An 18,682-nucleotide genomic window follows, 5' to 3' on the forward strand; every position below is an offset into this window, starting at 1 on the left:
GTTTGCCCGGGCCTGCGGCGCACCCTAGAATGCCCCGATGCGCGATGATCTCTCCCTTCTGCTGAACTCCCTCAACGATGCCCAACGCCAGGCCGTAGCGGCCCCCGTTGGCCGTCAGTTGGTCCTGGCCGGCGCCGGTTCCGGTAAAACCCGAGTGCTGGTGCACCGTATCGCCTGGTTGATCCAGGTCGAAAACGCCTCGCCCCACTCCATCCTGTCGGTGACTTTCACCAACAAGGCCGCTGCCGAGATGCGTCATCGCATCGAGCAGTTGCTGGGCATCAACCCGGCCGGCATGTGGGTCGGCACCTTCCACGGCCTCGCGCACCGCTTGTTGCGGGCGCACTGGCAGGAAGCGGGCCTGAGCCAGACCTTCCAGATTCTCGACAGCGATGACCAGCAACGCCTGGTCAAGCGGGTGATCCGCGAACTGGGGCTGGACGAGCAACGCTGGCCGGCGCGCCAGGCGCAGTGGTTCATCAACGGGCAGAAAGACGAAGGTCTGCGTCCGCAACACATTCAGGCCAGCGGCGACCTGTTCCTGGCCACCATGCGCGGCATCTACGAGGCCTACGAGGCAGCATGCCTGCGTGCCGGCGTGATCGATTTCTCCGAACTGCTGCTGCGCGCCCTCGACCTGTGGCGCGATCACCCCGGCCTGTTGGCGCACTATCAGAAGCGATTCCGGCACATTCTGGTCGACGAATTCCAGGACACCAACGCCGTGCAGTACGCATGGTTGCGCCTGCTCGGCAAGGGCGGCGACAGCCTGATGGTGGTGGGTGACGACGACCAGTCGATTTATGGCTGGCGTGGAGCGAAGATCGAAAACATCCATCAGTATTCCTCTGACTTCCCGGACTCGGAGACGATTCGTCTGGAGCAGAACTACCGCTCCACCGCTGGCATCCTCAAAGCCGCGAATGCGTTGATCGCCAACAACACCGGGCGTCTGGGCAAAGAGCTGTGGACTGACGGTGGCGACGGCGAAGCGATCAATCTGTACGCCGCGTTCAACGAACACGACGAAGCGCGCTATGTGGTCGAAACCATCGAAAGCGCCCTGAAAACCGGCCTGGCGCGCAGCGATATCGCGATTCTGTACCGCTCCAACGCCCAGTCGCGGGTTTTGGAAGAAGCCCTGCTGCGCGAACGTATTCCGTACCGCATCTATGGCGGTCAGCGCTTCTTCGAACGTGCGGAAATCAAGAACGCCATGGCTTACCTGCGCTTGCTTGAAGGTCGCGGCAACGACGCGGCACTGGAGCGGGTGATCAATGTGCCGGCCCGCGGCATCGGTGAGAAAACCGTCGAAGCGATCCGTGAGCACGCCCGTCACAGCGATGTGTCGATGTGGGAAGCGATGCGCCAATTGGTGGCCAACAAAGGCCTGACCGGTCGTGCCGCGAGTGCACTTGGCGCGTTTATCGAACTGATCGAAAACCTCGCCGCCAAGTGCGCCGAGATGCCGCTGCACCTGATGACCCAAACCGTCATCGAGCAATCCGGCCTGATCGCTTATCACGAGGCGGAGAAAGGCGAAAAAGGCCAGGCCCGGGTGGAAAACCTTGAGGAACTGGTCAGCGCCGCACGCAATTTCGAGAACACCGAGGACGACGAAGAGCTGACGCCACTGGCGGCGTTCCTTGGCCATGCTTCGCTGGAGGCCGGTGACACCCAGGCCGACGAGCACGAAGACAGCGTGCAACTGATGACTCTGCACAGCGCCAAAGGTCTGGAATTCCCCTACGTGTTCCTCGTGGGCATGGAAGAAGGCCTGTTCCCGCACAAGATGAGCCTGGAAGAGCCGGGGCGTCTTGAGGAAGAACGGCGCCTGGCCTACGTCGGCATCACTCGGGCGATGCAGAATCTGGTGATGACCTACGCCGAGACCCGTCGCCTGTACGGCAGCGAAACCTACAACAAGGTCTCGCGTTTCGTACGCGAAGTGCCGAAGGGTCTGATTCAGGAAGTGCGCTTGTCCAACAGCGTCAGCCGACCGTTCGGCGGCAACCAGTCGATGAGCGGCAGCAGCCTGTTCAGCGGCAGCGAAATTCCGGAAACCGGTTTCGTGCTGGGCCAGGCCGTGCGTCATTCGATCTTCGGCGAAGGGGTGATCCTCAACTTCGAAGGTTCCGGCGCCCAGGCGCGGGTGCAGGTGAACTTCAGCGAAGGCAGCAAGTGGCTGATGCTCGGCTATGCCAAGCTGGAAGCCATTTGACGCCGGTTTCGCTTTTCTGTGGGAGCGAGCCTGCCCGCGAATGAAGTCACCGCGGTTGATCTGATATACCGCGGTACAGCTTTCGCGAGCAGGCTCCCTCCCACAGGTTGTCCGGCGCACCGAACACAATCCCTCTGAACCTATCGCCTTTTCCTACAGACAAAAGTACATCGGCCGATTGCCTTGCCAAGCTGAACGCGACCTGTCAGGCAAAAGCCCGAAACACTCTCTTGCTAGCCAGTAACACTTCAGCTGTGCAACATGGCGCGCGTGTCTCCACAAAACGGGAATACCCTTTATGAAACGTTTTCTTAGCATCGCCATGGCGTTGTGCATCGGCCTGACGATGAGCCTCGACGCCAATGCCAAGCGCTTTGGTGGTGGCAAGAGCGCCGGCGCTGCGCCGACGCACCAGACCAGCCAGATGGCTCCTTCTTCTCCAGGCGTGGGCGGCGCAGCAGCGACCGCTGGCGCTGCCGGTGCTGCTGGCGCCGCGGCCAAGGCCGGCGGTGCATCGCGCTGGCTCGGCCCACTGGCGGGTATCGCCGCCGGTGGCCTGCTTGCGTCGATGTTCATGGGCGACGGCTTCCAGGGCATGCAGATCTTCGACATCCTGATCATGGCCCTGATCGCGTTCGTGATCTTCCGCTTCATCGCCGCCCGTCGTCGCAAGCAGCAGGAGCAATTCGCTCCGGCCGGCGCGCCGATGCAGCGTGAAGTGTTCGAGCAGAAGCCTGCCGCCATGGGTTCGATCTTCGGTGGTTCGGCGGCTCCAGCTGCCGCCCGTCCGGTGATCAACGCACCAGCCTGGTTCAACGAACAGCGCTTCCTGGAAGCCGCACGCAGCCACTTCCAGTCGCTGCAGCAGCACTGGGACGCCAATGAAATGGACAAGATCGCTGAGTTCGTGACTCCGCAAATGCTCGACTTCCTCAAGCGTGAGCGTGCCGATCTGGGCGACGGCTTCCAGTCGACCTACATCGACAACCTGCAGGTGCAACTGGATGGCGTTGACGATCGTGCCGACAAGACCATTGCCACCCTGACCTTCACCGGCGTGTCGAAAACCTCGCGTTTCGACCAGGGCGAAGTGTTCAGCGAGAGCTGGAACATGGAGCGTCCGCAGGGCGACAACCAGCCTTGGCTGGTCGCCGGTATCCGCCAGAACGGCTGAATCCGTCCTGCGCTTCACTTGCGGTAACAGAACCCCGGCCTCGGCCGGGGTTTTTCATTTCACGGTTGCATCTATGGCGCGCTACTGTATAAACCGGCCCATATGAACCGCGCCATTCAAGCAAGAGGATCCCGGACGTGGAAGAAATCATCGAACAACTGCGCGAAGCCAACGAACCGGTACCGGTTCCCCTGGAGTTGCCTGACGAAGATCTGCTGGTCGAAATCGAAGAACAACTGTTCATCGATATCCCGTTTGTCTTCAAAGAGTTTCTGCTGACCGTCAGCGATGTGGTTTACGGCAGCCTCGAACCGGTAACCGTTACCGATCCCCAGTCCCATACCTACTTGCCTGAAGTGGCCGCCAACGCCTGGGATGTGGGTGTCGATCGCAGCCTGATTCCGATCTGCCAGGATGGTGATGACTACTACTGCGTCGAAGAAGACGGCACCGTGGTGTTGTGGCAGGCCGAAGAAGAGCTGATTGCCGAAGAAACCTGGGAATCGGTGTGGCACTGGGCGCGGGACGTCTGGCTGGAAAGCTGATCCGCCAGGCTCCCTGGCCGGTCAGTGCCCCGAAGACTCCTTGTGGTTGTCGAGGGTTTCCAGCAAGGCCACCTGCATGCGCGTATGCACACGGATAAACCAGCGCCAGAGCAGCGCCGCCACGGCGGCCGCGACTACGGCGATCAGTACCAGCAACTTGTTGGTTGGCAGAATACTGGCCGACAAGGCTGACAACAGCAGGAAAATCACCAGCAGCGAGAGAATCGGGATCACCTCGGCGATCACCCGACGCACTCGCTGCGTATGACGCCCGGCCATCTCCGGCTTTACGCCCATCTCGGCCAGCAGCATCGACAGCGCCTTGAGCTTGCGATAAGCGGCAATCAGAAACGCTAGCGAGACCAACAGCGCACCGCCCCAGATCAGTGCCTTCTGCCAGCTCGGATCACTGATCCAGTCCTGCAGCCACAGCGACATGCGCTCGGCGAAATACGCCCCGGCGAAGAAGATCGCAATCACCAGCGCCAGATTGACCCCGACCTGCAACAGAATCCGCCGGATCATCGACGCCAGCATCGCCCCCTCGCCTTGCGGCTGAATGCTGCGCAACCACTCCCCATACATGCCGAGCACACGGCCCAGACGCTTGGGCACGGCCGCTGACAGCTTGATCGACAGCGGATCTGCCGCGCGAATCAGATAAGGCGTGAGCAGCGTGGTGATCACTGATACGGCTACGGCCACCGGATAGAGGAAGTTACTGGTCACCTGCAAGGTCATGCCCAGAGCGGCGATGATGAAGGAAAATTCGCCGATCTGTGACAGACCCATGCCGACTCGCAGTGAGGTTCGTCCATCGTTGCCGGCGATAAACGCACCGAGGCCGCAGGAGAACATCTTGCCGAGCACCACTGCGACGGTGATCACCGCGATCGGCCAGGCATATTCGATGAGAATCAGCGGATCAAGCATCAGCCCGATGGCGACAAAAAAGATCGCGCTGAACAAATCGCGAACCGGCTCGACCAGCCGCTCGATCTTCAGCAATTGCCGCGACTCGGCCATGATCGCACCGATCAGGAACGCGCCGAGCACCATGCTGTATTCGAGCTTGACCACCAGCAGACAGAAGCCGAAACACAGGCCAAGCACGGTAATCAGCAGCATCTCGTTACTTTCGAATTTGGCGACATAGGCCAACAGGCGTGGCACCAACAAAATGCCGATGACCAGCGCGACGATCATGAACAACGATAGTTTGCCGACCGTTGAGAACACTTCCCCCGAACTCACTGTGCCGCTGACGGCGATGCTCGACAGCAGCGCAATGATGCCAATGCCGAGGATGTCTTCGACAATCAGGACGCCGAAGATCAACTGGGCGAAGCGCTCGTTTTTCATCTTCAGATCATTCAGCGCTTTGACGATGATGGTGGTTGAAGAAATGGCCAGGATCGCGCCGAGGAACAACGAATCCATGGTGTTCCAGTCGAACCAGCGGCCGATTTCGTAGCCGATCCAGATCATCAGGATGATTTCGAGGAACGCCGCAATAAATGCCGTGGCACCGACCTTGAACAGCTTGCGCAGGCTGAATTCCAGACCGAGACAGAACATCAGGAAGATCACCCCCAGCTCGGCGAGGGTCTTGATGGTTTCTTCGTCGTGGATCAGGCCGAACGGTGGGGTGTGCGGGCCAATGATGAAGCCGGCGACGATATAGCCGAGCACAACCGGTTGCTTGAAACGGTGGAACAGCACAGTCACCACACCTGCAACCAACATGATCACGGCCAGATCCTGAATAAAACTGATGGCATGCATGGTGTGGGCTCCTTGATGACGAACTCGGGGACAGACGTCAGAAAAGTCTGCTTGAGTAGGGTAAAAATCCGCTTCTGGTGTGGGAAACGCCCTTGGGCAGGGCTTTTGCAGGTTAACACCGCGACTTCTTTCTGGAGGACGGTGCAATATATGGAAACAGATCGATATCAGCGTGACGGCGGCCCGTTGCACGGCGTCCCGATAACGGTGCTTTTTGAAAAGCGACCAGGCGCTCGCAGAGGCGCTTCCAGCAATCAGCCTTGATCCGTGAGAACGTTATGGAACCCGGAAACGCCCAGCTGTCGATGACGGTACTGATGACCCCCGACATGGCCAATTTCTCTGGCAATGTCCACGGCGGCACCCTGCTCAAATACCTCGACGAAGTCGCCTACGCCTGCGCCAGCCGCTATGCCGGCCGTTACGTGGTGACGCTGTCGGTGGATCAGGTGATTTTCCGCGAACCGATTCATGTCGGCGAACTGGTGACCTTTCTGGCCTCGGTCAACTACACCGGCAACACGTCGATGGAAGTCGGCATCAAAGTGGTGACCGAAAACATCCGCGAACGCTCGGTGCGCCACACCAATAGCTGTTTCTTCACCATGGTCGCGGTGGATGACCAGCGCAAGCCAGCCGCGGTGCCGCCGCTGCAACCGCAGAACAGCGAAGACAAGCGCCGCTTCATGCAGGCGCAACAGCGCCGGCAGATTCGGCAGGAGCTGGAGAAACGTTATCAGGAGATCAAGGGCGACGCCTGAGACAAAAAGCAAAAGATCGCAGCCTTCGGCAGCTCCTACATTATGGAATGCAAACCCATGTAGGAGCTGCCGAAGGCTGCGATCTTTTTTGAACGACGACGAGATTACAGACTGATCGCTGTAGCCTCGAATTTCACCCGCGGATGGGCAATCCGGTCCTGTGCCCGCACCAGTTGCAGCTCATAACTGGCGCACGCCTGTGTTTCCAGCAACACCTCATGCACCGCAGCTGCGGTGAATTCGAACGCCGTCAGCAGGTTGTCGCCAAGCAGCACCCGCGCCAGGAACAGGCCGGACGTCAAATCGCCCACACCCACCGGCTGACGCGGAAACGCCAGCAATGGTCGGCGCAGATGCCAACTGCCCTCGGCTGTCACCAGCAGCATCTCGAAACCATCCACCGGTTTGCCCGGGTAATCCAGATGCTTGACCAGCACCGCTTTCGGCCCGCGCGCCAGCAGCGCCCGCGCCATCGCCAGGCAATCGAACAGCGACTGCGGCTTGCGCCCGGAAAAACTGTCCAGCTCCAGTTGATTCGGGCACATGATGTCCGCCACGGCCGCCGCTTCCTCAAGGAGGAAGTCGCTGACCTCGGTGGGCACGCTGCAGCCCTTCTCCGGATGGCCCATGACCGGATCACACAGATAGAGCATCTTCGGATTGACCGCTTTGATCCGCGCCACACCGCTGAGAATCGCCCGTCCCTGCGCGGCGCTGCCGAGGTAGCCGGACAGCACCGCGTCGCAGTTGCCCAGTTCGCCAATCGCGGCGATGCCTTCGATCAACGCGGGAATCTGCTGCGGTGGCAGCACTTCACCGGCCCACTGACCATACTGGGTGTGGTTGGAAAACTGCACGGTGTTGAGCGGCCAGACATTGACCCCGACGCGCTGCATCGGAAAAACCGCAGCGCTGTTGCCGGCGTGGCCAAACACCACGTGGGACTGGATGGCGAGCAGATGGGGCGTACGTTTCATTCGGGTCATTCCGTAAAACGATTGAAATTCAAGCCGCGCAGTATGCGACGAAACGCAGCCTGTACGACAGACCGGCGACGCAGTTAAGCTGACGGCAACTTTTGGAGTTCGATGTTGATGCTGACCCTGGAAAACATCTTCGTGCTAATGCTGTTCGCTGCCGCAGGAGCCTGGCTATGGCACAACCACGGCTTGCGCGAGCGCGCGCTGGAGCGGGTCAAACAGCATTGCATCAACGTCGGCGTCGAGTTGCTGGACGGTAACGTCGCGTTGAAAAAGATCGGCTTGATCAAGGATGCCAGCGGCCGCCGCCGACTGGCGCGGGTATACAACTTCGAGTTCACCGTGACCGGCGAAACCCGGCACAACGGCACTGTCACCCAGTTCGGCGCGCACAGTGCGCAGATTGAACTGGCGCCCTACCCGGCGCCGTTTGATGACACGCCCCCTGTGGTTGAAGTGCACAAGCCGCGCGCGGAGGTCATCGAATTGAGCCAGTGGCGGCAAGAACATACGAAGTGGAAGCCTTGAGCTGATTCACTGCATTCGGCATCGAGCCAAACCTGACTGTAGCTGACCGGTGTCTTGCGGCTTGGCGAAGATCAGTTCGATCCGCGAGTCTTTTCGCCATTCGCTGGCCTGCCAACTCAGCTCGGCATTGTCCAGCGCATTGGCCGACACCCAGCCATCAGCGCTGTGAACAACCAGTTTGGCCCGCTTCCAGTCGAGACCGGCCAGCCAGTCGGCGATGGTTTCTTGCTCGAATCTCTGTCCTGGATGCCAGCGCCAACCGATACTCCAGCCGCCCTCCTGTACCTGACTCAGGCAGATCGGCACTCCCGGATCACTCCAGATCGCAGGCATCTGCGTCAGTTCTTTGGGCAGAGCCAATTTATCCACCCCCTCATTTGCCTGCGCTGTCAGCCCCGGTAATTGCTGCAAAGACAGCTGTGCTTGCTGCGTCCAGATCAGCCTGACGGCCGGCAACTGACTGGCGATTTTCTGCCGAGCCGCTTCATCAAGGTTTTCAGCCTTGTTCAGCAACAACAAACCCGCGCTGGCCAACGCTTGCTGTTGAGCATCCGGCAAGGCTTTCCCTGCGTACAGCGCTTGAGCATCCAAGACCAGAATACATGGCTGAACCGCCAGCACGCCCAGCCACGGCGTCTCGTTCAATTGCTTGAGGAGCTGCGCCGGGTGACCCAGTCCGGAAGGCTCGATAAACAGTCGATCCGGCCTGGCTTTGCGCAGTAATCGCCCGAGGCCGATCTGGAACGGCGCACCATTGACGCAACACAGGCAGCCCCCGGCTACCTCGCCCAGTGCGATACCATCCGCGTCGTGAGTCAGCAGCGCAGCGTCCAGACCGATCTGGCCGAATTCGTTGATCAGCACCGCCCAGCGCTCGGCCGGGGGCCGTTGCGCCATCAACTGGCGGATCAGGCTGGTCTTGCCGGCGCCCAACGGGCCGGCGATGACGTGGGTCGGAATGTTCTGCAACATGGCGAGTAATTTTCTGCGGACGGTTATTGAGGGGACAAAGATGCGCTGTATGGGATGGTCGTTGCTGTGGGCGCTGCTGTCGAGCGAAGCCTGGGCTCAGGCCTGTGTGGTGCACACTCAGGGCGAACGGCTCGACGTCAAAGTCTGTCAGCAGAACCGCACGATCCCGCAGAAACTGTTCAACGATGGCTTTTGTCAACCGACGCTGGCCGGGCAGAAGGTCGAGGTGCAATACGTCGACCGTTGCCCGAGCGGGGCTTTCGGCGTGTGCAACAACGCGCAAGTGGCGAACATGCCTTATCGCCAGGATATCCACTATTACGGCGTGGCCACTGATGCGGCGTATCTCAAGCCGTACTGCGAAAGCCAGAGCCAGGGTGCTTGGCTCAAACCCTGAGTATCAACCGAGCCAGTCGAGAGTCAGCAGCAGACGGCGCTCACCGGGTGCCGGCTGCGGCGAACGATGGATCAGTCCGAAGCCTTCATTGCCGTGCCATTTCTCTCCTTTAAACAGAGCGACGTCACCGCTGTCGAGCTGGCGAATGGACAGTGGGTCTTGCGGTTCAGCATTGGCCTGGCCAAGTTGCGCGCGATCCATCGCCCCCTCCTCGAGCCATTGACTGCCGACGCCGGCATAGGTGGTAATCAGCCGTACGGGCACATGATCGACATGGAAACGCGGACACATGGCCTTGTCCAGCACGCGCAAACGCACACCGATACGCCGCGCGCCGAGCAGGCAGGCAAAAGCACTGATCAACCATTTCAGGTCGGCCATGAAACCTTCGCAACCCTCCAGATCACGGAGCCCGGACGCGAAGCCGGCGAGATCCGGCTCGGCGTCTTCGTCGGGCAGTTCCAGGCAAAGCGACTCCGCCAAGGGTTCTTTGAGTGACAATACCAACCGAGCGAAGTCGGCGATATGCAACGGTAGCTGGCGCTGCCAGACGGCGAGATTGGTCTGGTCATCAAGGATTCGCGTCAGTGTCTCAGGCGTCTGGCCCTGGTACTGATGACGAATACCGGTGTGCACGGGTTCGAGCACCAGCATCAGGCGACCTCATCGTGCCAAGGGCCGAATGGGTCGGGCAGCACTTGCCAGCCTTCTACACCCATTGCCATCTCTTCATCGGTCAGCAGACAGGCATCCAGTTCGGCGGCGAGCTGTAGGAAATCGATGTTCTGACCAATGAAAACCAACTCCTGGCGGCAGTCTCCTACGCTCGGCGTCCAGTTTTCCATGATCGCCTGGACGCTTTGCTGATCTTGCGGCCACTGGTTCTTTGCCACGAAACGCCACCAACGACCGGCAAAGCCATGACGCATCAGCCCGCCGGCCTGTGACCAGCTGCCAGCATCAGTGGGCTTGCTGGCCAGCCAGAAGAAGCCCTTGGAGCGCAGCAATTTGCCGTTCACCCATGGTCTGTCGATGAAACTGAAGAAGCGTTGCGGGTGAAACGGTCGGCGTGCGCGGTAAGCCGTAGAGGCGATGCCGTATTCCTCGGTCTCCGGCAGGTGCTCGCCGCGCAATTGCTGGAGCCAGCCCGGGGCTTGCGCAGCTTTTTCGAAATCAAAACGGCCGGTGTTGAGGATTTTCTCCAGCGCCACCTCGCCCATCACCATGGGAAAGATTTCGGCTTGGGCATTGAGACGCTTGAGAATCGCGGTCAGCTCTTCGCGTTCGCGCTGACTGATGAGGTCGATCTTGCTGATGAGCAGGACGTCGGCGAACTCGATTTGCTCGATCAACAGATCGGTGATGGAACGCTCGTCGTCTTCGCCGAGGGTTTCGTCGCGAGAGGCGAGGCTTTCGGCGGCCTGATAATCGAGGAGGAAGTTGACCCCATCGACGACGGTAACCATGGTGTCGAGGCGAGCAATGTCGGCGAGACTCTGCCCTTGGTCATCGCGAAACGTGAAGGTCTCGGCCACCGGCAGTGGTTCGGAAATGCCAGTGGATTCGATCAGCAAGTAATCGAAGCGGCCATCGCGGGCAAGCTTGCTGACTTCTTCGAGCAAATCTTCGCGTAACGTACAGCAGATGCAACCGTTGCTCATTTCGATCAGCTTTTCTTCAGCGCGGTTCAGGCTGACATCACGCTGGACTTCACTAGCATCAATGTTGATCTCGCTCATATCGTTGACGATCACAGCTACCCGAAGGCCCTTTCGATTACGTAGTACGTAATTCAAAAGCGTACTCTTTCCTGCACCGAGAAATCCTGAAAGTACGGTAACGGGCAACTTGGCTGACATTGGATAATCCTCTAAACGGCCGCCGATTTGCGCTTTTTACTGCGCATCGCGTATCTGCGCTGCGAATGCAGACGCGTTGAATCGGACAGCTCAGGCTGGCCTGCCGCGTATGTTATAGTATAACGGACAGAATTAACCAGTCCCCGCGCCCTTTTAAACAGTGGCGCGCTAACTCACCCTTTTGCGGAAATCGAGATGATACGTTCGCTGAGATACTTGCTGTTGAGCCTTAGCCTTTCGTTTGCTGCACCTGTCTTGGCGCAGATGCCAGCCCTGGCTAAATGCACACGCAGCGCTAACCTGCTCGCATGTGAAGACGCCGACGGCAACTCGTACAGCGTGCACAGCGTCGGCGGTACGCTTTATCTGCGAGGTTTCGAAAGGGATAGTCACCGCTATTGGGCTCAAACGAACAGCCGCTTTGGCCAACTGACCTTCTTTACCGGTATCGCATCTGACGGGGAAGCCTGGGTCGGCTACACCCGTCGCGTCGGCTGGACCACCATCAACCGCTTCTCCAGCTCGGGTGGCAGCAGTGGCAAATTCACGTGCAGCCGGATTAACGGCTGTTAAAAAATACGCTCTGCGTCGGTAGCGCAGAGCTGCAAATGTTTCACGTGGAACCTGCAATTCCGAAGGATATGAAAATCAGTTCATGAAAAAGTCATCGTCGATCATATTGTTATAATGTAACATTAATTCAGATCAACATGACCACGGTCCCGAACATGAATTCTCTGACTCTTCCGGATATCGCCACACAGTCTACCCGCCAGGCATTGCCACTCGACTGGGTGGGTATGCGCGGAATAGCCATGCCAATTTTGCTGGAAGGCCAACGCATCAACGCCAAGCTGGACGCCGGCGTCAGTCTCGACGACGGTGAAGCGCGTGGGATTCATATGTCGCGCCTGTATCTGGCACTTGAGGCATTTGCGGATCAGAGCGTTTGCCCCGCTCTCCTGAATCAGGTGCTGGAGCATTTTTTGGAAAGCCACGAGGGCTTATCTGATTGCGCTTACCTGGCTATCCATACCGAATTTCTACTAAAACGCCCCGCGTTGATCAGCCCCTTGGCCGGCTGGAAATCCTATCCGACGGTCCTTTCAGCCAGCCTGAAAAAGCAGATGTTCCACGTGGAACTCAAAATCGAAGTGCCCTATTCCTCGACTTGCCCCTGCTCGGCCGCTCTGGCGAGACAGTTGATCCAGCAGCAATTCGTCGACGATTTCGCCAATACATCGCTGCAACACGCAGATGTCCTGGCATGGCTTGGCTCGACCCGAGGGATCGTCGCCACGCCCCACAGCCAACGCAGCTACGCACAACTGAGTATCCACCTCGATGATTCATCGATGAGATACCGCTGACCGCGATCATCAATGACGCCGAAGCCGCGCTCGGCACCGCAGTCCAGACCGCGGTAAAACGCCCCGATGAGCAAGCCTTCGCTCTCGCCAACGGGCAGAACCTGATGTTCTGCGAGGATGCCGCCCGTCGACTTAATTTCGCATTACAGCGGACTCCCGGCATCAATCAGTTCCACGTGCGCGTCATCCACGCCGAGAGCCTTCATGCCCATGACGCAGTTGCCGAGAGCCACTGGCAACGGGAGCAAGCATGATTCGTTGCCAATCTCTGACCTGGGGCGCGCCCGGTCAGCCGCTGACGACGCCCCTCACCCTGGAGCTCAAAAACGCGAGTCTGACCGCTGTCATTGGAGCCAACGGTTGCGGAAAGAGCAGCCTGCTGAAAGTCATCGCGGGCCTGCAAAAGCCATTGACTGGAAAAGTCGAAATGGCTGTTCCACGCCACAGCGGCATCTCTTTTCTGCCGCAACAGCAGCATCTCGATCGCCAATTTCCGATCAGCCTGGAAGCGTTGGTCGCAGCCGGTTTTTGGGGACGCCGGCTCTCGGCCCAGTTGCGCGCACAGCGGTTGAGAAGCGCACTGGAAGACTGGCACCTGAGTGGTCTCGAGCAGCGTCCATTGATGGCCCTGTCCGGCGGTGAGTTACAGCGCGCCCTGCTTGCACGATTGAGTCTTGCGGACACTCCCGTCCTCCTGCTCGACGAGCCTCACTCAGCACTCGATGAGCTCGGCCAACAATTGCTTTGGCACCACATTCACGCTTGGCACGCTGAAGGTCGGACACTCGTTGTGGTCTGCCATGACCTCGCCGCCGTACGCCAACACATAGCGCAAACGCTACTGATCAAAAATGGCCAGTGCCTATATGCAACGAGTGCTGAGTTGATCCAGCCGACAGCGCATATGCAGGTAGCCTGATGCTCGCCACCGTCATGCATTTCTGGCAACCGTTCAGCGAGTTTGTGTTCATGCGCCGCGCACTGCTTGGCGGACTGGTGCTGGCATGCAGCACCGCACCATTAGGTGTTTTTTTGATTCTCAGGCGCATGAGTCTGATTGGTGATGCCGTGGCCCACGGTATTCTCCCGGGAGCGGCACTGGGTTTCTGGATTGCCGGTTTGAGCCTTCCGGCACTGACGCTCGGTGGCCTCGGTGCGGGCTTGGGCATGGCCGGGCTTGCCGCGTGGATCACCCGGCGAACGGGTCTGCGTGAGGACGCGAGCCTAGCCGCGATCTATCCGATTTCGCTGGCCAGCGGCGTATTGATTCTGGGCATTGCCGGCAAGCGTCTAGACCTGCTGCATCTGCTGTTCGGCTCAGCATTGGCCGTGGACGGCCCAACGCTGAGCGGCATGTTGTGGGTCTCGGCCATCAGCCTCGTCGCCATGGCCGTGATCTACAAACCGCTGGTGCTGGACACACTGGACCCGTTGTTCTTGCGAACCGTCAGCCGTCTCGGGCCGCTCGCTCATGCTGTGTTCCTGACGCTTGTAGTGCTGAATCTGGTGATCGGTTTTCAGGCCATCGGCGCACTGATGGTGGTCGGGCTGATGATGCTCCCCGCCGCCGCGTCACGATTCTGGAGTCGGCGTCTACCGATCCTGATAGCCGTCGCCGCCATCTTGGGTTGCCTGTCGGTATGGCTTGGGCTGCTGGTGTCGTTCTACTACTCGCTGCCCAGCGGCCCGGCCATCGTGCTGGTCGCCGGTGTCGGTTATCTGCTGTCTGTGGTGCTTGGTCCGGTTCACGGCCTGCTGCGCCGCCCGCCTTTGCTCACATCCCAATGAGGTGTTCACCGATGCGCGTTCTACTTGTGCTGTTCAGCCTGATGCTGTCGATGTCATTGTCGGCTGCCGAAAAACTGCCGGTGGTCACCAGCTTCAGCATCCTCGCCGACATGGTCCATCAGGTCGGGGGCGAGCATGTGCAAATCACCAGCATGGTCGGTCCCGACGCCGACGCTCATACCTACGAGCCCACCCCGGACGATGCCAAGGCATTGCTCAAGGCTGGATTGATCATCAAGAACGGTCTCGGTTTCGAGCCATGGCTTGATCGCCTGGTCACCAGCACTGGCAGCAAGGCGACGGTCATCAGTGCCAGTCGCGGGGTGATCCCCCGCTCACTCGATGAAGACGGCGAAATCGTCCCCGACCCGCATGCCTGGCACAACCTCGCCAACGCCGAGGTGTACGTCGCCAACATCACCAAAGCGCTGATTGCGGTAGACCCGGCAAACAGAGCCGACTATGAGCGCAACAGCCAGACTTATCTCAAGCAGATCTACGCCCTGCTCGCCGAAGCCAAAAGCAAACTCGGTGCGCTACCGCCGGGCAATCGCAAGATCGTCACCAGCCATGACGCCTTCGGCTACCTCGGCCAAGCGTATGGCATCGACTTCATCGCACCACAAGGTTTGTCCACCGAGCGCGAACCCTCCGCTGCCGAGGTCGCTGCGCTGATCACGCAGATTCGCCAGGCCAAGGTCAAAGCGGTGTTCATGGAAAACATCAAGGATGCACGCCTGCTCAAGCAGATTGCCGAAGAAAGCGGCGCGCATATTGGCGGTACGCTGTACTCGGATGCGCTGGCGGCGAGTGGCCCGGCGAGTACTTTCACTGGTCTGTTCGAATACAACCTCGACACGCTGTACAGGGCGTTGAGCCAGCCATGACCTGTGTGCTGTCCTGGTGATGCGCGAGCAGGCTCGCTCCCACAATGAAAACAGATTCAACTGTGGGAGCGTGCCAAGGTTTAAGCGCGAGGTTTTACCGCGCCGCAATCCTGGCCCAGCCAGACGGCGCGGGTCTCCAGACTGCCTTTCTGGTTAATGCCGATGGCGTTGAACGTACCGTTGGCGACGGTGGTGAACTCCCGATCGCTGAGGAAGGTTGCCACGCCGGTGCCCTGAGCTTTCGGGCAACTGAAACGGAATTTCCATTGATTGCCTGTGCGCTCGGTAATCTGCTGTTTGCAGCCTGACCGCGGGTCGGCCAATGGAATATCGTTGGTCGCCACTTGCTGTGGTGTCAGACAGGCGCGGATGCCCTTGCCGCCAATATTGATGCCATTCTTCTCCAGGGCAGCGCGCTGTTGCGGCGTGATCTGGCCCTGGATCTGGCCAAGGATCGATTGCACATCCATCGCTTGATCATCGACCTTCAGATTGCTCGAAGTCATCTCCCATAACCCCGGCTGCAGCATCTGCGCCTGCGCCACCATCGGCAATGCCAAACCCAGGCCCAGCGCCAAACCCAGCAGACGAACGTTCATCGAGAAACTCCTGATCAGTTGTGGCCGTTAGACGCCGGCCGTTTGCTTCGGTTCATGCACCGATTAAATAGAGACATTCATGGCAGAACATGGTCTGTTAAGCATTGATTCTCGCGGAGCAAGGCTGCCCCATGGATTATTTTGGACCGCACATTTTCGGTTACCTGATCGCCCTTCTGCACACCCTCGGTTCGATTGCTGCGATCCATGCGGTACTCACCGTGCGCACCGCGCAAGGCTCGATTGCGTGGGCATTGTCGCTGATCTTCATTCCCTACCTCACGCTGATCCCGTATCTGGTATTTGGTCGCAGCACCTTCGATGGCTATATCAAGGCGCGCCGCCAGGCCAACGAGCAAATGCGCCTGGCGATCTCCGAGCTGAACTGGCGCCCATGGGTGGAAGAAGCCCTGGCTGCTCGCGCCTCGAATGCCTACGCCTCCTTGCGCGCCATGCCCAAACTGGGGCGCATGCCGTGCCTGGCAAATAACGAGGTGCAACTGCTGGTCAACGGCACAGCAACGTTCGATGCGATCTTCCAGGCCATCGAGCAAGCCAGGGAAGCCGTACTGATCCAGTTCTTCATCATTCACGACGACCGGCTCGGCCGGCGCTTGCGTGATTTGTTGCTGAAGAAAGCGGCTCAAGGCGTGTCCGTACACTTGCTCTACGACCGCATTGGCAGCCACGCCCTGCCCCATCACTACGTACAGGGACTGCGCGATGCCGGTGTCGAGGTCAAAGCCTTCGCCACGCGCAGTGGCTGGCTCAACCGCTTTCAGGTCAACTTCCGTAATCACCGTAAAATCGTGGTGGTCGATGGCGTGGTCGGCTTCGTCGGCGGGCATAACGTCGGCGACGAATACATGGGTGAGAAACCACCGCTGGCACCGTGGCGAGATACCCATGTAAAGGTGCGCGGCCCGGTGGTGGCGTGCATGCAGGAGTCGTTTGCCGAAGACTGGTTCTGGGCGGCACGCACGCTGCCGCCATTGATACTCCCGGATGAATACCCGGCAGATGGCGTGCTCTGCCAGCTGCTCGCCAGCGGCCCGGCCGATGCCTACGAAACCTGCTCGCTGTTTTTCGTCGAGGCCATTCATGCGGCGACACAGCGCGTGTGGATTACCAGCCCTTACTTCGTCCCGGACGAAGCCGTTTTTGCGGCGCTGAGGCTGGCGGTGTTGCGCGGCGTCGACGTGCGGCTGCTGCTGCCCTCGCGGCCGGATCACCGCATCGTCTATGCCGCCTCCAGCCTGTATGCGTTCGAAGCGGTGCGGGCCGGGGTTCGGGTGTTCCGCTATCGCCCGGGTTTTCTACATCAGAAAGTCGTGTTGATCGACAGTGAGATCAGCGCCATCGGCAGCGCCAATCTGGATAACCGTTCGTTCCGCCTGAATTTCGAAGTGATGCTGCTGACCGTCGATAGCGAATTCGCCGCGGCGGTGGAGCGCATGCTCAACGAGGATTTCGCGCAGGCCGATGAAGTGGCCAAAGAAGAAAGCCGGGAGATCCACCGCCTGCAACAGATCGGTATGCGGATCGCCCGGCTGATTTCTCCGATACTCTGACAACTGCTCAGACTAAGGGTGGTAGATGTCGTCCCGGGTCCATGGCAATTCGTGGCTGCCATCCGGATGCGCTTTGACGGCGAGGATCTGGTGCAGATTGATCCAGCCACGGGCGAACGCATACGCGCACCCGGCCAGATACAGACGCCAGATACGCAAGGCCTGCTCGGGTATCAGCTTCGCTGCGGCCTCAAGGTTATCTTCCAGCCTTTCGCTCCAGTGATCGAGGGTGCGCGCGTAATGCAGGCGCAGACTCTCGACATCTACGATCTCCAGGCCTGCCTCACTGATCTTGGCAGAGATCATCGCCAAGTGCGGCAGTTCACCGTTGGGGAATACGTACTTTTCAATGAAATCACCGGCACCGCGCCCCACCGGACGGCCATCGGTGTGCTTGGCGGTGATGCCATGATTCATCACCAACCCGCCGTCCTTTACCGCACCAAACAGGGTTTTGCAGTATTCGGCGAGATTGGCATGCCCGACATGTTCGAACATGCCGACGCTGACGACCTTATCGAAACGGCCGTCCTGCGGTAGATCACGATAGTCGAGCAGTTGCAGTTCGACCTGGTCTTCCAGCCCCTCGGCTTCGACCCGCTCACGGGCCAGCGCCAATTGCTCTTTGCTCAGAGTGATACCGAACACTTTCACGCCGAACTCACGCGCCGCATACCGCGCCAGACCGCCCCAACCGCAGCCAACGTCCAGCAGGTACTCGCCCGGCTGCAAGCGCAGTTTGCGGCACAGATGACGGAACTTGGCTTGCTGCGCCTGTTCGAGGGTTTCGCTGCCGGTTTCGAAGTAGGCGCAGGAATACGCCATGTCACTGTCCAGCCACAGCTGGTAGAACGCATTCGACAGGTCGTAGTGGTAGGAAATGGCTTTGGCGTCGGTGTCCTTGTCGTGATGCGCACGCACCGGGTGACTGCCTTCGTCTTCGTCGAGCAGCGCGCTGCTCAACTCATCGCAGACGCGGATGACCTCGCTGATCGAGCCTTCCAGTTCCAGCTTGCCCTCGACAAACGCCGCCCCCAGCGCATCCAGGCTTGGGTGGGTAAATTGAGTGACCATCTGCGGATCCTTGACCACGATGGTGACGCTGGGCGTCGGGCCCAGATTGAACTCGTGGCCGTCCCAGAGGCGCAGGCGAAGTGGCAGCTGCAGGTTCTGTAGGGCCGGTGGAAGTTGCGCAAGCATGGAAAATCCCCCCTTGTTTCAGACGTCTGATCTGAGGGTAGACCA

At 59.5% G+C, this 18,682-nt stretch carries 18 protein-coding genes and 1 pseudogene; 12 read left to right on the forward strand and 7 right to left on the reverse strand.

Annotated features, from left to right (window positions below):
- Window positions 1-37: 37 nt before the first annotated feature.
- The 3 genes from uvrD (at window position 38) to VNV36_RS05800 (ending at window position 3,940) form a co-directional block, all read left to right on the forward strand.
- A complete protein-coding gene (uvrD, locus tag VNV36_RS05790) occupies window positions 38-2,221 on the forward strand; it encodes a DNA helicase II (RefSeq protein WP_325716923.1) in 2,184 nt (727 codons plus the stop codon).
- A 298-nt stretch (window positions 2,222-2,519) separates the two neighbouring features.
- Complete coding sequence (locus VNV36_RS05795; protein WP_325716924.1) at window positions 2,520-3,395, forward strand: Tim44 domain-containing protein; 876 nt, start codon at window positions 2,520-2,522, stop codon at window positions 3,393-3,395.
- Between the two features lie 137 nt (window positions 3,396-3,532).
- Complete coding sequence (locus VNV36_RS05800; protein WP_122596783.1) at window positions 3,533-3,940, forward strand: SMI1/KNR4 family protein; 408 nt, start codon at window positions 3,533-3,535, stop codon at window positions 3,938-3,940.
- A gap of 21 nt (window positions 3,941-3,961) precedes the next feature.
- Here VNV36_RS05800 and VNV36_RS05805 read toward each other — a convergent pair whose 3' ends face one another.
- Window positions 3,962-5,725 (reverse strand): cation:proton antiporter, encoded by a 1,764-nt coding sequence (locus VNV36_RS05805; RefSeq protein ID WP_325716925.1) that lies wholly within the window; start codon window positions 5,723-5,725, stop codon window positions 3,962-3,964.
- 278 nt (window positions 5,726-6,003) lie between these two features.
- Here VNV36_RS05805 and VNV36_RS05810 point away from each other — a divergent pair, with 278 nt between their 5' ends.
- Window positions 6,004-6,486 (forward strand): acyl-CoA thioesterase, encoded by a 483-nt coding sequence (locus VNV36_RS05810; RefSeq protein WP_016772447.1) that lies wholly within the window; start codon window positions 6,004-6,006, stop codon window positions 6,484-6,486.
- A 104-nt stretch (window positions 6,487-6,590) separates the two neighbouring features.
- Here the strand turns inward: VNV36_RS05810 and pdxY are convergent, their stop codons facing one another.
- Complete coding sequence (gene pdxY, locus VNV36_RS05815) at window positions 6,591-7,463, reverse strand: pyridoxal kinase PdxY (RefSeq protein ID WP_325716926.1); 873 nt, start codon at window positions 7,461-7,463, stop codon at window positions 6,591-6,593.
- A gap of 117 nt (window positions 7,464-7,580) precedes the next feature.
- On the opposite strand from pdxY, the gene VNV36_RS05820 reads away from it, so the two are divergent.
- Complete coding sequence (locus VNV36_RS05820) at window positions 7,581-7,994, forward strand: DUF3301 domain-containing protein (RefSeq protein ID WP_325717013.1); 414 nt, start codon at window positions 7,581-7,583, stop codon at window positions 7,992-7,994.
- 6 nt (window positions 7,995-8,000) lie between these two features.
- On the opposite strand, the gene VNV36_RS05825 is transcribed toward VNV36_RS05820, so the two are convergent.
- On the reverse strand, window positions 8,001-8,966 hold the full coding sequence (locus VNV36_RS05825) for a GTP-binding protein (protein ID WP_325716927.1): 966 nt from the start codon (window positions 8,964-8,966) through the stop codon (window positions 8,001-8,003).
- Between the two features lie 40 nt (window positions 8,967-9,006).
- On the opposite strand from VNV36_RS05825, the gene VNV36_RS05830 reads away from it, so the two are divergent.
- A complete protein-coding gene (locus tag VNV36_RS05830; RefSeq protein ID WP_325716928.1) occupies window positions 9,007-9,363 on the forward strand; it encodes an NADH:ubiquinone oxidoreductase in 357 nt (118 codons plus the stop codon).
- Between the two features lie 3 nt (window positions 9,364-9,366).
- Here VNV36_RS05830 and VNV36_RS05835 read toward each other — a convergent pair whose 3' ends face one another.
- Entirely contained in the window at window positions 9,367-10,017 is a 651-nt protein-coding gene (locus VNV36_RS05835) for a DUF1826 domain-containing protein (RefSeq protein ID WP_325716929.1), read from the reverse strand.
- Window positions 10,017-11,222 (reverse strand): zinc metallochaperone GTPase ZigA, encoded by a 1,206-nt coding sequence (gene zigA, locus VNV36_RS05840; protein WP_325716930.1) that lies wholly within the window; start codon window positions 11,220-11,222, stop codon window positions 10,017-10,019. The genes VNV36_RS05835 and zigA overlap by 1 nt, the downstream gene beginning before the upstream one ends.
- A 195-nt stretch (window positions 11,223-11,417) precedes the next feature.
- Between zigA and VNV36_RS05845 the strand changes: the two genes are divergently transcribed.
- From VNV36_RS05845 to VNV36_RS05865, 5 genes and pseudogenes are all read left to right on the forward strand, one after another.
- Complete coding sequence (locus VNV36_RS05845; protein ID WP_325716931.1) at window positions 11,418-11,795, forward strand: glutamine synthetase; 378 nt, start codon at window positions 11,418-11,420, stop codon at window positions 11,793-11,795.
- A 155-nt stretch (window positions 11,796-11,950) separates the two neighbouring features.
- A pseudogene (folE2, locus tag VNV36_RS05850) lies at window positions 11,951-12,846 on the forward strand (GTP cyclohydrolase FolE2).
- Window positions 12,843-13,511, forward strand: a complete 669-nt coding sequence (locus tag VNV36_RS05855; RefSeq protein WP_325716932.1) for a metal ABC transporter ATP-binding protein — start codon at window positions 12,843-12,845, stop codon at window positions 13,509-13,511. The pseudogene folE2 and the gene VNV36_RS05855 overlap by 4 nt, the downstream one beginning before the upstream one ends.
- Window positions 13,511-14,380, forward strand: coding sequence for a metal ABC transporter permease (locus VNV36_RS05860; RefSeq protein ID WP_325716933.1), 870 nt, complete (start codon window positions 13,511-13,513; stop codon window positions 14,378-14,380). Before VNV36_RS05855 ends, VNV36_RS05860 begins: the two co-directional genes overlap by 1 nt.
- Window positions 14,381-14,391: 11 nt before the next feature.
- Window positions 14,392-15,267: a metal ABC transporter substrate-binding protein gene (locus VNV36_RS05865; RefSeq protein ID WP_325716934.1), complete on the forward strand. Its 876-nt coding sequence runs from the start codon at window positions 14,392-14,394 to the stop codon at window positions 15,265-15,267.
- Between the two features lie 80 nt (window positions 15,268-15,347).
- On the opposite strand, the gene VNV36_RS05870 is transcribed toward VNV36_RS05865, so the two are convergent.
- Window positions 15,348-15,866, reverse strand: coding sequence for a DUF3617 domain-containing protein (locus tag VNV36_RS05870; protein ID WP_325716935.1), 519 nt, complete (start codon window positions 15,864-15,866; stop codon window positions 15,348-15,350).
- 131 nt (window positions 15,867-15,997) lie between these two features.
- Between VNV36_RS05870 and cls the strand changes: the two genes are divergently transcribed.
- Window positions 15,998-17,437, forward strand: coding sequence for a cardiolipin synthase (gene cls / locus VNV36_RS05875; protein ID WP_325716936.1), 1,440 nt, complete (start codon window positions 15,998-16,000; stop codon window positions 17,435-17,437).
- Window positions 17,438-17,449: 12 nt separating this feature from the next.
- Here cls and cfaB read toward each other — a convergent pair whose 3' ends face one another.
- The gene (cfaB, locus tag VNV36_RS05880; protein WP_325716937.1) at window positions 17,450-18,637 is read right to left on the reverse strand and encodes a C17 cyclopropane fatty acid synthase CfaB; all 1,188 of its coding nucleotides are present in this window, start codon (window positions 18,635-18,637) and stop codon (window positions 17,450-17,452) included.
- Between the last annotated feature and the right edge of the window lie 45 nt (window positions 18,638-18,682).

It is taken from the genome of Pseudomonas sp., assembly GCF_035554175.1.
In the GTDB taxonomy this organism is placed as follows: Bacteria; Pseudomonadota; Gammaproteobacteria; order Pseudomonadales; family Pseudomonadaceae; genus Aquipseudomonas.

Excerpts from the sequence above, each read along its gene's own strand:
- VNV36_RS05830 (WP_325716928.1), top strand. The coding sequence starts at position 9,007 with ATGCGCTGTATGGGATGGTCGTTGCTGTGGGCGCTGCTGTCGAGCGAA.
- uvrD (WP_325716923.1), top strand. The coding sequence starts at position 38 with ATGCGCGATGATCTCTCCCTTCTGCTGAACTCCCTCAACGATGCCCAA.
- VNV36_RS05855 (WP_325716932.1), top strand. The coding sequence starts at position 12,843 with ATGATTCGTTGCCAATCTCTGACCTGGGGCGCGCCCGGTCAGCCGCTG.
- VNV36_RS05845 (WP_325716931.1), top strand. The coding sequence starts at position 11,418 with ATGATACGTTCGCTGAGATACTTGCTGTTGAGCCTTAGCCTTTCGTTT.
- VNV36_RS05860 (WP_325716933.1), top strand. The coding sequence starts at position 13,511 with ATGCTCGCCACCGTCATGCATTTCTGGCAACCGTTCAGCGAGTTTGTG.
- VNV36_RS05805 (WP_325716925.1), bottom strand. The coding sequence starts at position 5,725 with ATGCATGCCATCAGTTTTATTCAGGATCTGGCCGTGATCATGTTGGTT.
- zigA (WP_325716930.1), bottom strand. The coding sequence starts at position 11,222 with ATGTCAGCCAAGTTGCCCGTTACCGTACTTTCAGGATTTCTCGGTGCA.
- VNV36_RS05870 (WP_325716935.1), bottom strand. The coding sequence starts at position 15,866 with ATGAACGTTCGTCTGCTGGGTTTGGCGCTGGGCCTGGGTTTGGCATTG.
- VNV36_RS05810 (WP_016772447.1), top strand. The coding sequence starts at position 6,004 with ATGGAACCCGGAAACGCCCAGCTGTCGATGACGGTACTGATGACCCCC.
- cls (WP_325716936.1), top strand. The coding sequence starts at position 15,998 with ATGGATTATTTTGGACCGCACATTTTCGGTTACCTGATCGCCCTTCTG.
- VNV36_RS05795 (WP_325716924.1), top strand. The coding sequence starts at position 2,520 with ATGAAACGTTTTCTTAGCATCGCCATGGCGTTGTGCATCGGCCTGACG.
- cfaB (WP_325716937.1), bottom strand. The coding sequence starts at position 18,637 with ATGCTTGCGCAACTTCCACCGGCCCTACAGAACCTGCAGCTGCCACTT.
- pdxY (WP_325716926.1), bottom strand. The coding sequence starts at position 7,463 with ATGAAACGTACGCCCCATCTGCTCGCCATCCAGTCCCACGTGGTGTTT.
- VNV36_RS05865 (WP_325716934.1), top strand. The coding sequence starts at position 14,392 with ATGCGCGTTCTACTTGTGCTGTTCAGCCTGATGCTGTCGATGTCATTG.
- VNV36_RS05835 (WP_325716929.1), bottom strand. The coding sequence starts at position 10,017 with ATGCTGGTGCTCGAACCCGTGCACACCGGTATTCGTCATCAGTACCAG.
- VNV36_RS05825 (WP_325716927.1), bottom strand. The coding sequence starts at position 8,966 with ATGTTGCAGAACATTCCGACCCACGTCATCGCCGGCCCGTTGGGCGCC.
- VNV36_RS05820 (WP_325717013.1), top strand. The coding sequence starts at position 7,581 with ATGCTGACCCTGGAAAACATCTTCGTGCTAATGCTGTTCGCTGCCGCA.